Genomic DNA, 12620 nt, shown 5'->3' with positions numbered 1-12620 from the left:
GGAGGCAGGTAAGATTGAAGGGCCTGACCCCGGAGGAGTACCGGAATCAGGCCCTTGCGGCCTAGTCGCTATTTAGGGCGTCCAAGATTTGGGGCGCGGTTCACTGCAGCAGGGCTTTTTCTGTCCTCCTCCAAGTTGCGGTGAAATAGGGACTGAATAGGGGCCGACGGGCGCAAAACAATCCCTATTCCACCGCAACTCATCCCGAGATAGTCATTGGGGACAGTCTTGGTGCGCTCCGTTCGTCCTCCCGTTCGATTTTTGCTCGGTGGGTATACTTCCTTTCGCATTAAACGCCGGACTGAGGAGGTATCCAAATGCCGGATAACGGGTCAATACAAAAAAGAGGCGCGCACGAGATGGCTCATGGGCGTCCTGTCCAGATAACCGAGCACACGACGGTAACCGAGCTACAGCCCAGCCTGTCCGATGTCGTGTGCGCAAACAAAAAGCTGCAGATTGGCTTTATCGTTGCGCTCGTGGTACTGGCGTTGCTGTCGGGCTTTGTAGCGCGACCGCATTTCGCCGATACCAAGACTTGGGACTCCACCATCGAGGTCATCGATCAAAAGAAGGGCAATGTTTTGGCGCTCACGACCTCGTGCGTGGCGCTGTCTGCGGGCATTACCGCGCTGCCGGGTGATACGGGAACGCCGGTTGCCGAGCAGCTCGCACAGCTTTCAGGCAACCTTGGTATCGTGCTTGCCGTGCTATACCTAGAGAAATATTTGCTCACGATTTTGTGGTCGATTGGCCTGGGCATCTTAATCCCGTTTGCGTTAGTGCTCTTTGCGGTGTCGCTCGGCATTCACGGGCGCTGGAGCACGAGCGCTGTCCTGCGCCGTGTGGCGACACGCGTGCTGGTGGTTGCCGTGATCGGCATGGCGCTCGTGCCTGCGAGCGTATGGGTGTCGCAGAAGGTCGATGAAACGTATCGCGTAAGTATTGAGCAAGCTGAGCAAAAGGCTGCGGACGCTGCGGAAAAGACCGATACCACGGACAAGTCAGCCGAGACCAGCTCAAAATCGAACAAGAAAAAATCTGAGGCCACGGAGTCCAAAAACGTGCTCGAGCAGTTGACCGATGGGGCATCGAGCCTTGTTACGTCGGTAACCAGTGGTGCCAAGCAGATGACCGACGAGATCGTGCAGCAGGTGACCGACCTCATCGAAGGCGTCATTGTGATGATCGTGACCTCGTGTGTGATTCCTCTACTGGTGCTCGTGGCGTTCCTATGGCTAGGACACGTGCTACTGGGGATCGATATCTCCGGTCCCGCGAACTATCTGACGGGTCGTTTCTTGAGCGCTCCGTCCAGACATGCCAAGAAGAGCGGGCAGTCTGAGTAGGCGGCAAAGCGATCCTTGGAAGATCAACCGTGAGAAGGGCGGCCGAGACGAGTTCTCGGCCGCCCTTTTGCTTGTTGAACACATGGTCGCTTTGTCCGCGCCCGGTCCAAACGGTCAGCAATCATCTGTGAACGGTATTTGTTCAAAAAAGAACAAAGATAAACAAATAGTTGTTGCAGTTACTGTTCGAATGTGTTCAAATAAACATGAACAGTGAAGAACCGCACATTCAGATGCCCGGACCTGAACGCGATTCAACACTTCCAAACAGAAACTACGCACCTGCGTATCTCTCAAGGAGGATGTCATGAGGGTTGTAATCGCTTCCGATGCCGACGGTATGTCGATGAAGGAGTCCATCAAGGAGATGCTCATCGCCGACGGTCACGAGGTCGTCGACTATTCCGAGACCCCTGCCGCGGACTTTGTCGATTCCGCGACCGCCGTTGCCAAGGACCTGCTGGAGCACAAGGATTCCCAGGGCTTCGCATTCGATAAGTACGGCGTCGGCTCCTATATGGCCGCCGTCAAGATCAAGGGCATGGTCGTCGCCAACATTTCCGACGAGCGTTCCGCCTACATGACCCGCGAGCACAACGGCTCGCGCATGGTCACCATGGGCCCGGGCGTTGTGGGCACCGAGGTCGCCAAGAAGATCGCCCGCGAGTTCCTGCGCGCCCAGTACGCCGGCGGCCGTCACCAGATCCGTGTCGACATGCTCAACAAGATGGCCTAACGAGAGCCACCGAGAACTCGAACTTCTACCTCAACTTGTGAATTCAGACGAAAGGACGTTCTGATGAAGAAGACCATCGCAATCGGTTGCGACCATATCGTTACGGACGAGAAGATCTATCTGGCCGACCGCCTGGAGCAGGCTGGCTACAAGGTGCTCGACTGCGGCACCTACAGCCACACCCGTACGCACTATCCCATCTACGGTAAGGCCGTGGGCGAGGCTGTTGCCAGCGGCAAGGCCGACTTTGGCGTGGCCCTGTGCGGCACCGGCATTGGCATCACCAACGCCGTCAACAAGGTTCCCGGCGCCCGCTGTGCCCTGGTTCGCGACATGACCTCTGCCCTGTACGCTCGTCGCGAGCTCAACGCCAACATCGTGGGCTTTGGCGGCAAGATCACCGGCGAGTTCCTGATGGCCGATATCATGCTTGCCTTCCTGGAGGAGCCCTACGAGAAGACCCCCGAGCACGATGCCCTGATCGCCAAGATCGATGCCTGCAATAAGGCCGACGCCGAGGCTCAGGCTGACCCGCACTTCTTTGACGAGTTCCTCGAGAAGTGGGACCGCGGCGAGTATCACGACTAAGGAGGTTACGCGGTTTTACCAAACCGCGTAACGGGTCGATGCTGCGCGACGCTCGCTGACGTTGAGGGTGCCTGTGGGGTTACCGCTGTTGTTGCGAAGCGTTCTGGTACGGCAAGTTGCTCCGATAACACGTTTGCTTGCTGAGCTTGTGTGCTTCGCTCTTGGCGGTACTCGGCATTCTGCAGCTTTTCAATTGACGGCTCGCGTTTCTGTAATGGGGCGCGGGCCAGTTTTCTATCAGCCCAATTGGCTTGGCGTGCATTGTTCTTTTGCGTGCGGCGCCGCCTCATTACCTTTGTGCTAAAGGCACGGCGTTCGCAATGGATCGTGCAAGATGATATGTGAAGGAGAAGATTCCCATGGAGTTTGTTCTTGATAACGGTTCTATTCGTGTGGCACTGAGCACGGCTGGCGGATCGTTCACTTCGATTAAAGCCAACGGTCGCGAGTACCTGTGGCAGGGCGACCCGGCGGTCTGGTCGGGCCAGGCACCCATTTGCTTCCCGATCTGCGGCGGCCTTCGTGACGGTCACGCAATGACCATGGGCGGCCGCGAGGTAAAGCTCGCCCGCCACGGTTTTGCGCGCAAGCAGGAGTGGAAGCTCGAGGAACAGAGCGACAACATGGTTGCGCTGAGCCTAAGCTCTGCCGACCATGCCGAGTTGCTCGAGCAGTACCCGTATCCGTTTAAGATCGTTGCTCGTTACACGATCGATTCGGAAAAGGTGAACGTGTCCTACGAGGTGACCAATGAGGGCACCGAGGACATGCCATTCTTTGTGGGCGGTCACCCCGGCTTTAAGTGCCCGCTCGACGAGGGTGAGTCCTATGACGACTATGAGCTCCGTTTTGAGCAGCGCGAGGCCGACGAGCTGTGTACTGCCGTTCCCTCGACGGGCCTGATTGATGTTGAGCATCGCAGCAAGAACCCGATGGTCGGCCACGACTTGCCGCTTACCCACGAACTCTTCGACTTCGCGGAGACCATCTTTGACGTGCTTGAGAGCCGCGTGGTTACGCTGACCAAGAAAACTGAGGACAAGGGCGTGCGCCTGACGTTCCCCGATATGCCGTACCTGATTGTGTGGAGCAAGCCCGAGGGCGACTTTGTGGCTGTTGAACCGTGGGGCGGCCTGTCCACCTGCTCCGACGAGGACGATATTCTGGAGCACAAGCGTGGCTGCCTGGTTGCCAAGCCGGGGGAGACCGTTACCCGCGGCTTTGAGATCGAGATCCTTTAACGAGTTATCGTATGTTTGGGGCGGGTCATGCCGCCCCGGAACAGGAGTTCAATATGATTCTGACCGTTACCATGAACCCGTCGATCGATACGCGCTATCAACTCGACAAGCTGATCATCGACGACGTTAACCGCGTGACGCCCGAAAAGACCGCTGGCGGTAAGGGCCTCAACGTGAGCCGTGTGCTGCTGCAGCTGGGCGACGACGTGCTCGCGACCGGCCTGCTCGGCGGCCACATGGGTGCCTATATGGCTGAGCTTATGGATGCCGACGGCGTCAAGAACGACTTTGTGCCCATCGCCGGTGAGACGCGCATTTGCCTGAATATCCTGCACGAGGGCAATCAGACCGAGCTTTTGGAGAGCGGTCCGCAGATCGCCCCGGCCGAGCTCGAGGCCTTTACGGCCAAGTTTGCCGAGCTTGCAGCGAAGGCGGACGTTGTGACGCTTTCGGGCTCGCTGCCGCGTGGGGTCGATGCCGGCTACTATGCCGAGCTCGTCAAGATCGCCGAGGAGGCGGGCGCCAAGGTGCTGCTCGACACCTCGGGTGCATCGCTGGAGGCCGCGCTGGAGTCCGACGCTAAGCCTGAGCTCGTAAAGCCCAACCTGACCGAGATTAACGGCCTGCTGGGTACGTCCTTTACGACCGATGATGTCGATGCCCTGCGCGAGGCGCTTGCCGCCGATGACCGCTTTGCCGGTATTCCCTGGGTTGTCGTCTCGATGGGCGCTGCCGGTTCGGTGGGCTTCCATGAGGGCCGCGCGTTCCGCGCCAAGACGCCCGCGATTGCGGCTGTGAACGCGACGGGTTCCGGTGACTCGACCATCGCCGGCTTTGCGCATGCCATTGCTGCTGGTGCCGACGATGTCACGGTGCTCAAGACCGCCAATACCTGCGGCAAGCTCAACGCCATGGATCCCAAGACCGGCCATCTGGTCATGGACCGCTGGGATGAGATCTTCAACAACGTTGAAGTAACGGAGCTTTAAAGTTACGGCGTTTTACTAAACGCCGTAACCGCTCGACGCTGCGCGGGCCGCACCTGTACAATCTGACGTTCAACTTCAAGGGCGCGACCAGAAGGTCAGCGCCCTTTCGTTTCACGTCACCTTGTCTCAAATGCGACCCGCTCGCTCATATGACCCAATCCGCTGTCAAGAGCCACAATGGCCCCGCCGACCGCTTGCAATCGGTCGGCGGGGCCTGCCGTTGAACCCGTCCCGGTCCGCCCCCGGCATGTCGTCGACGCCTTCGGCTCAGTCTCATATCCGCGGATACCGCTCTGGCGGCCCGCACTCCATTCCTTCGGCGGGGTTCCCCAACTCTGTCTAGGCGCATACGGAGGGCTCCGCGCGCACAGCGAAATAGGGGGTATCCCCGAAGGCCGCCCGGCTCGCCGGGACGGGGGCTATGTCTATTCCGCGCCCTCCCGGCACATCATGCCGAGGGCCCAAAGCCACCTCACGAGCTCGGCCGCGGTGGCCGCGTTGGCCTTCGTCGCGGGCATGTCGCGGGCGAGCATCTCCTCGCGCCGCCGCAGGAGTCGCTCGGACCCCTTTCTCCCGTGCATCCTTATCTCGAGGGGCACGCCCGTGTCCCTCGGCATGAGCTTCGGCTGGTGCCGCGCCGCGGCGTAGCACCATGAGCCCTCAACGGCCAGCTTCCTCACGAGCGCGTTGCCCGCGCCGCTGATCCCGCCGAGGCGCACGGAGTCCGCGCTCGACCTCTGCTTCGGGGCGAGGCCGAAGTAGGCCGTCACCTGCCTGCCGGAGCGGAACCTCGAGAAGTCGCCGACCTCGGACGCGAAGGCGGCGGCGAGCGCGAACCCGCACCCCTTGATGGACTGGAGCGCCTCGACCTCGGCCGAGAGGGGGCCCGCCGCGACAGCGGCCCTGTACTCGGCGAGGAGGGCCTCCCTCGTCTCATCGGCCGCCTCGACCTCGTTCCTCAGCGCCGCAAGCGCCCGGATGCCGCCGTCGTCGGCGGGGTGTATGCCGTCGAGCCACCTGAGGAAGCCGTACGTCCAGTACTTCCGGGGGTTGCCGGCCGGCGTCGTGCCGCCGTAGACGTAGCCGCGGCGGGCCAGGAACGCCAGGAGCCGCTGCTTCGCCGCCGCGAGCCTGGCGGTCGCCGCGTCGTGGGCGGCGGCGAGGTCCCTGAGCCCCTCGATCTCGGGGGACGGCACCCATACCGGGGTGACGTCGTGCGACAGTATCGCCTTGGCCATCCTGGCGGCGTCGTTCCTGTCGTTCTTGGAGGCCGAGTCGGCGGCCGACCTGGGGATCTTCGAGACCGCGGCGACGACGCACTCGACGCCGAGCCCGGCGAGCTCCCTCTGCGGGGCGAAGCCGAGGTAGCCGCTCTCGTAGGCGGCGAGCGACGGGCCGGGGAAGCCCGACATCCACTCCGCGACCTCGCCCCAGGGGTTGCCGCGGAACCTCCTCGTCACGGCCTCGCCCGTCTCCGCGTCGAGCGCGCAGACGGTGGTGGACCTGAGGTGTACGTCCATTCCGAAGGCGGTAGAATATCTAGGCACGGGAGCCTCCCAACCTCGTTGCGGCGCGGCTGCGCCTCTGGCACTTCAACAACATTGTCGCAGCCCCGACCCGCGGTCACGAGCGGGGGCTCCTGTCGTTTCCGTGCCCCTGGATTGGGTCATAGTGTCTGTCGTTGCCAAAACATCGACGTTGCCTTGCTTCGGGAATGCGGCAGATAGAGACGTTCCTTTTTTGCCGGCAGTTTGGGACACTCCTTACGGGGCACCCCCTCCACAGCGCCTATGCCAGCTTGTCGATTTGCCCAATCTCCCAGAGCGGAATATTGACGAGCGTGCCTTCGTCTCTATATGCCGCTAACGATGTTCTCACGCAGCGCTCGAGCTTGAACTTCTCGCAGGCAATCCTCAGGCTCTTTGCTTTGAGATTCTCTGCCGCCTTGACCTCGAGCGGAAGCACGGTCCCCGCATGGTCGACGGCAAAGTCAGTCTCTGCATTGCCGGAGGAGGATGACCAATACGCGGGAGTATTGCCTTGGAGCAAAAGCTCCTGTGCGACGTATTGCTCGGTCAGCGAGCCTTTGAACTCCGTAAAAACAGCGGGCCCGTTCAGAACAATGGCTGGCGTGAGGCCGGAGAGTGCTCCGAGGATGCCGGTGTCGATGCAGAACAGCTTGAAGCCCGAGAGATCCTCGTAGCTTGTGAGCGGTGCTCTTAGGGCGGAAACACGTGGTATCTTATGAACGATTCCATAGTCCATGAGCCACTGGAGGCTTTCCTCAAAATCGCGTGCGCGCGCCCCGGGACGAAGCGCGCCGTAGACGAACTTCTTGTTTTCCTTTGCGAGCTGGCCGGGAAGGGATTTCCAAACCAGCCTCATGCGCTCGACGATGCGGGCTGGCGCATGCTTGCCAAAATCGGATTCATAAGCTTCGATGATTTGCTGCTGAAGCCTGCGGGCCTCGATGAAATCGTGGGAGGCGGCGAAAGCGGAGACAACTTCTGGCATGCCACCGACAACGAGGTATTCCTTGAGCAGGCGCTCGAGCTTTTCGGAAACGTTTGCCAGCAGGTCCATGTCTGCGGCAAGGATGGCATCTGCGAGCGGATCGCCATCGACGGCACGAACGAACTCGACAAACCCCATGGGGCGCATGGTAAGCTGGTCAATCTTGCCGACGGGGAACGACTCGTTTTCGCGTCGGAGCGCGAGCCCCATATAGGAGCCGGCTGCCACGATATGGTATTCCGGCGCCAGCTCGTTGAAGTATTTGAGCGAGGTGATGCCACGCGGTGCCTCTTGGATTTCGTCGAAGATGATGAGTGTGTCTGTCGGCGTTATGGTCTGGCCGCGCAGGAGCTCTATCTGGGAGATGATGCGTTTGGGGTCAAGGCTTCCGTCGAACAGCGAACGTGCGCCCGGTTCGAGCATAAAGTCAAAGCGGATGACGTTTTGATACTGCTGGCCTGCGAATTCGTTAAGAAGCCAGGTTTTTCCCGTCTGGCGGGCCCCCTTAAGCAGGAGGGGCTTGCGGTTTGCCCTAGATTTCCAAGCGATGAGTTCGTCCATTAGCTGTCGCTGCATACTGCCTCCTAACGATCATGGTTAGTATAAGACCGTTTTGGTCTTTCCATCGAAAAATGTGGGAGTAAACCACGTTTTTCCATCGAATAATGTGGGAGGTAACCACGTTTTTCCATCGAATAATGTGTGGGTTTAGGTCGGCATCTGGGGACGTTCTTTTTCTGCCGGCAGTTTGGGACACTCCTTGTTTTGGTGCAAATTAGTTACCCTTGCATCAGAAAACGGCGCCCGCCGGCGATGTTGCCGGCGGGCGCCGCGGTCGTGTAGGCGCTATTTGTTAAGTGCGTGCGTTCGAGCTCGCGTGCTATAGCGAGTCGATAAAGCGCTGTTGGGCGGCGCGGCCGGCCTCGTCCCACTTAAAGACGCCGGCGTTGTCGAGCACGTGGCCAAACACCACGCCGACCTCCTCGTGCAGGATATCGATGGCGTTGTCGGCCGTAAGCTCGTCGGCGCGGCGAGCAAAGACGTCCTCGGCCCATGCGGCGTGGCTGCGACAAAGGTCATCGCTCTCGAGCGCGTCGGCAAGGTCGTAGCTGGCATCGACCTTGGCCGCCAGCAGGTGCTCGCGGACAGCGCCGAGCTCGGGAACCAGGCGCGGCGGAAGAATGGCCAGGCCCATGACCTCGATCAGGCCGATGTTCTCCTTCTTAATGTGGTGGTACTCGGCATGCGGGTGGAACACGCCCAGCGGATGCTCATCGGTCGTGATGTTGCAGCGAAGCGCCAGGTAGGCCTCGTAAATCTCGCCGCCGGCATTTCCGCGAGAGTCGACGCGGCGGATGACGGGCGTCACGGTGTTGTGCGCCACGCCGTCGGCCGTGTGTGCGATGATGCCCACAGACTCATCGGTCCACTCGCGCCAGGCGAGGATAATCTTCTCGGCAGCGTCGAGCAGCTGAGCGCGGTCATGCGAGCGCAGGCGCAGCACCGAGAGCGGCCACTGCAGCACGGTACCGCTGACCTGGTCAAAACCGGGCACGCTAAACTGCGAGACCTCGGCGGCATGCATCATGGGGAACTCGTGAGCGCCGCCCTGGAAGTGGTCGTGCGACAGAATCGAGCCGCCCACGATGGGCAGGTCGGCGTTGGAGCCAATAAAGTAGTGCGGGAACAGGTCGACAAAGTCGAGCAGGCAGGTCAGACCCTTGCGGTCCACGTGCATCGGGCGATGCTCGGAGCTCATGGCAATGCAGTGCTCGTTAAAATACGCATACGGGCTGTACTGGAAGCCCCAGCGCTCGCCATCAAGCTGAATGGGAATAACGCGTAGGTTCTGACGGGCGGGATGAGCGCCGCCGTCGGCTGCGGCGGAGCGTCCGGGATACCCCTCGTTTTCGATGCAGAGCTGGCAGGCGGGATACTTCTCGCCCGTGTTCTTGGCTGCACCGGCCGCGGCAATATCGCGCGGGTCCTTCTCGGGCTTGGACAGGTTGATGGTGATCTCCAGGTCACCCCAGTTGGTGGAAGTGCTCCATTTAATGTTGCGCGCGATGGCGGCACGGCGCACGTAACCGGCGTCACAGCACAGGCCGTAGAACCAGTCGGTCGCAGCGCGGGGCTCGTTGACGCCCATGCGGCCGTTGAATTCCTCGTTTACAACCGAAGGCCTCGGCATCAGCACGCCCATGATGCGCATGGCGATGCGGTCGCGGCCCGATGCCGTGTCCTCGGCGGCACCGTTGACAACGGCGGCCTCGGAAAGCGCGGCAAGCGTGCCTTCAAGATCAAAGTCGGGGAGTGTATCGGGGTGCAAGAGCGATAGTTTCTCAACCTGGAGCGCCCAGGCCATGTCGAGCGCCGGGCCCGTAGCACCGATGCACTCGAGAATGGTGTTATACGCCCAGATGCGATCGTCCTGACCGATCATCGATCGGTGGATAGCGTACTCGATCAGGTTCTGCGCGGCCTCGCGCACGTCAGTCATTACAGCCATGCCGCGTAAGCCCCCTTGTCAGAGATAGCGTAATGACGGGCAGAGCCCTCGCCCAGCCAGCCGTTCATCTTGGTGATAAAGGTGCCGACCAGGTCGAGCGGCACGAAGGCCTGGATGGTGCCACCAAAGCCGCCACCGTGGATACGGACGGCGCCACGGCCGTCGAGCACGTGCTCGGCCAGTGCCAGGGCATACATCGAGGGCTGCTCGGAGCCCAGCTTGGCAACGACATTCTGTAGGTACATGGCAGAGCTGGCGCCGGACTCGCGCGTCAGGACCAGGAACTGATCGATGTCGCCGGCGTTCAGGGCAGCCCAGCGCTTGTCGACCAGGCCGTTTTCGTACCAGTAGTGAACGGCGCGCAGGCAGGCGCGGTCGCCCAGCTTGGCGCGCAGCTCGGGGAGCTTGGCGTCAAAGTCCGCCACGTTTACCTCGCACAGGCGTGCCTTGCCAAACTCGGCAGCGACGTCCTGCATCTCGCGCGGAACGGCGGCGTAGTCGTCGGTGGCGGCCACGTGGTCGGCACCGACCTTAACGAGCACGAGCGCATAGCCGTGATCCTCAAAGTTGAGCTCGAGCTTCTGGGTTTTAGGCTGAGCCTGGTCCTCAAAGTCCATGTAGGCGAGGCCGCCCAGGCACACAGCGGCCTGGTCCATCAGACCGCAGGGCTTGCCGTAATAGTTGTTCTCGGTGCGCTGGCTCATCTGGGCGAGCGCGACGGGCTCGATGGCGGGTGCGTCCCAGAGTGTCTCCATGGCGCGACCGTATGCCGCCTCGACAGCAGCGGAGCTGGAAAGGCCGCCGCCCGAGGGGACAGAGCAGGTGAAGGCGAAGTCGAAGCCCTGGGGCTCAACGCCCAGAGCAGCGATTTCGTGGGCCATGCCGCGGACGAGGCTCGCGGACGTGCCCTTCTCGGACTCCTGAACGTCTAGCGTGTCGAGCGCGATTTCAAACGTGGGATAGCCCTCGTCGGCTACGCGAACCTTGTTGGAATCGGTTGCCACGGCGATGCCGTCGACGGCGACATCGAGCGAGCCGGCGATGACGTGGCCACCCTCGTGGTCAGTGTGGTTGCCGCTGATCTCGGAGCGGCCGGGCGCGTGCACGTAGAGCACCTGGCGGTCGCCGATGGGGCCAAACTCCTCCTCGAACAGCTTGGTGAGCGTGGCGAATGTCTTTTCGTCGGGGGTGGTCATGGGAGTCCTTTCCTTGGCGCACCCGGGTGGGTTTTGCGTCGTTATGAGTACGTTAACAACTTAAAGCGGCATGAACCAAGTATTCACGATACCGCACGTTATGGGCTATGTTAACGTACTCATAACACATCGCTTGTCACTTTTTGAGAATCTGGTAATCGGTAGAAATACAGCCGTGAACGGTACTGCCGTATGGACTTATAAAGCAGAAGAGATGCAGATAGAAAAAGTAGAGTACGTTAACATGCGTCCGACGATAGCGGGCCTCGGCGCGGGATGTATTTCTGCCCGGGCCGGCATTCACGCTATTCAGATCTCGCAAGGGTGAAGGTGATCCTGTGGCAAGGCGCCCGTCCAACGATACAGGTACGCGTCCGGTCTCCATGGCCGACGTCGCCCGCGCTGCTGGCGTTTCGCAGCAGACGGTTTCGCGCGTCGCCAACGGCTTGCCCAACGTTAACGAACAGACGCGCCAGCGCGTGCAGGCCGCGATGCAAGAGCTCGGCTTTCGTCCGAGTTATGCCGGTCGCTCGCTGCGCGACGGCCGTTACCATTCGGTCGGCCTATGCATCAACGATGTCACCAAGTTTGGCAACCTCTCAATGATCGACGGCATCGCCAGCGCTGCTCGCGAGCATAATTGCGCCATCACGCTGGTCGAGATGTCCAAGACCGAGGAATTCTCGCTTGCCGAGGCCACGCGTCGTATGGCCGCACTGCCGGTGGACGGCATCATCATCGGCATGAGTCGCATGGCGCCCGATTTTGAGACGTTTGATCCACTGCCAGGCATTGGCACGGTCATCGTTACCATGTACGCGCATCCGCGGGTGACCACGGTCGATTCCGACCATTACGGCTGCTCGCTATTGCTTATGGATCATCTGTTTGAGCTGGGGCACGAGCAAATTCGCTATATCGGCGGTCCGTCCTTCTCGGTGGACGAACAGTTCCGCCGCGCCGGTTGGCAGGACGCGCTCGAGCGCAAGCATATTGAGCCGACGGAGCCGCTCGAGGGCGACTGGTCTGCCAATAGCGGCTACGAAGCCGGCAGGTATCTGGCAGAGCACGATCGCACCATGACGGCGATCTATGCGGCAAACGATCAGATGGCAAATGGCGTGATTGCCGCACTGCGTGATAGCGGCCTGCGCGTGCCCGAGGACGTGAGCGTGGTGGGCGTCGACGATTCGCTCGATGATTTTGTGGCACACAACGAGCTCACGACCGTGCGATTCGATTTGCATCAGCGTGGGCGCGAGGTATTCGAGCATGCGGTTCCCGAGGCGGGTACGGCGGGCAAAACCGTTGCCATTCGTATTCCCGGCCAGCTCATTATTCGACATAGCACGGCAGCGCCGCGCGTATAGTTTTTGCAGGTCAACGGCGGTATATTCCGCCTCAATAACAATCGATAAGGATGCTGGCAGATAGCCGTGGCTATGAAGACGAGTGTTATGATAGACGGGTTCTTTTGTCTATCTAGGAGGCTTTGCCT

11 protein-coding genes are annotated in these 12620 nt (G+C 60.7%); 7 read left to right on the top strand and 4 right to left on the bottom strand.

The annotated features are described in order from the left end of the window. The 6 genes from KSY82_RS10515 to KSY82_RS02955 all read left to right on the top strand — a co-directional run. On the top strand, window positions 1-65 hold a 65-nt coding region (locus tag KSY82_RS10515; RefSeq protein WP_368042025.1), incomplete at its 5' end, for an IS3 family transposase. Window positions 66-359: 294 nt separating this feature from the next. After that, window positions 360-1349 (top strand): hypothetical protein, encoded by a 990-nt coding sequence (locus KSY82_RS02975; RefSeq protein WP_217750220.1) that lies wholly within the window; start codon window positions 360-362, stop codon window positions 1347-1349. Between the two features lie 307 nt (window positions 1350-1656). Then, window positions 1657-2085, top strand: a complete 429-nt coding sequence (gene lacA / locus KSY82_RS02970) for a galactose-6-phosphate isomerase subunit LacA (RefSeq protein ID WP_006234830.1) — start codon at window positions 1657-1659, stop codon at window positions 2083-2085. A gap of 63 nt (window positions 2086-2148) precedes the next feature. Next, the gene (gene lacB, locus KSY82_RS02965; protein ID WP_006234831.1) at window positions 2149-2673 is read left to right on the top strand and encodes a galactose-6-phosphate isomerase subunit LacB; all 525 of its coding nucleotides are present in this window, start codon (window positions 2149-2151) and stop codon (window positions 2671-2673) included. Window positions 2674-3032: 359 nt separating this feature from the next. Continuing rightward, window positions 3033-3914 (top strand): aldose 1-epimerase family protein, encoded by an 882-nt coding sequence (locus tag KSY82_RS02960; RefSeq protein ID WP_217750219.1) that lies wholly within the window; start codon window positions 3033-3035, stop codon window positions 3912-3914. A 53-nt stretch (window positions 3915-3967) separates the two neighbouring features. Then, window positions 3968-4903 carry a hexose kinase gene (locus KSY82_RS02955; RefSeq protein WP_055252629.1) on the top strand — a complete coding sequence of 312 codons (936 nt, stop codon included), beginning with the start codon at window positions 3968-3970 and terminating at the stop codon, window positions 4901-4903. 425 nt (window positions 4904-5328) lie between these two features. Here KSY82_RS02955 and KSY82_RS02950 read toward each other — a convergent pair whose 3' ends face one another. From KSY82_RS02950 to KSY82_RS02935, 4 genes are all read right to left on the bottom strand, one after another. After that, window positions 5329-6450, bottom strand: a complete 1122-nt coding sequence (locus KSY82_RS02950) for an IS110 family RNA-guided transposase (RefSeq protein ID WP_217750218.1) — start codon at window positions 6448-6450, stop codon at window positions 5329-5331. A gap of 241 nt (window positions 6451-6691) precedes the next feature. Beyond that, complete coding sequence (locus tag KSY82_RS02945; RefSeq protein WP_217750217.1) at window positions 6692-7993, bottom strand: ATP-binding protein; 1302 nt, start codon at window positions 7991-7993, stop codon at window positions 6692-6694. A 304-nt stretch (window positions 7994-8297) separates the two neighbouring features. Next, complete coding sequence (locus KSY82_RS02940; protein ID WP_254881685.1) at window positions 8298-9926, bottom strand: UDP-glucose--hexose-1-phosphate uridylyltransferase; 1629 nt, start codon at window positions 9924-9926, stop codon at window positions 8298-8300. Next, window positions 9917-11122 (bottom strand): galactokinase, encoded by a 1206-nt coding sequence (locus tag KSY82_RS02935; protein WP_217750216.1) that lies wholly within the window; start codon window positions 11120-11122, stop codon window positions 9917-9919. Before KSY82_RS02935 ends, KSY82_RS02940 begins: the two co-directional genes overlap by 10 nt. 383 nt (window positions 11123-11505) lie before the next feature. Between KSY82_RS02935 and KSY82_RS02930 the strand changes: the two genes are divergently transcribed. Continuing rightward, window positions 11506-12492 (top strand): LacI family DNA-binding transcriptional regulator, encoded by a 987-nt coding sequence (locus KSY82_RS02930; protein WP_217750225.1) that lies wholly within the window; start codon window positions 11506-11508, stop codon window positions 12490-12492. Window positions 12493-12620: the final 128 nt, after the last annotated feature.

It is taken from the genome of Collinsella aerofaciens, from assembly GCF_019131995.1.
Classification (GTDB): Bacteria; Actinomycetota; Coriobacteriia; order Coriobacteriales; family Coriobacteriaceae; genus Collinsella; species Collinsella aerofaciens_S.
Note: the sequence above shows the minus strand (reverse complement) of the source record. Positions and strands in the feature narration are given on the sequence as shown.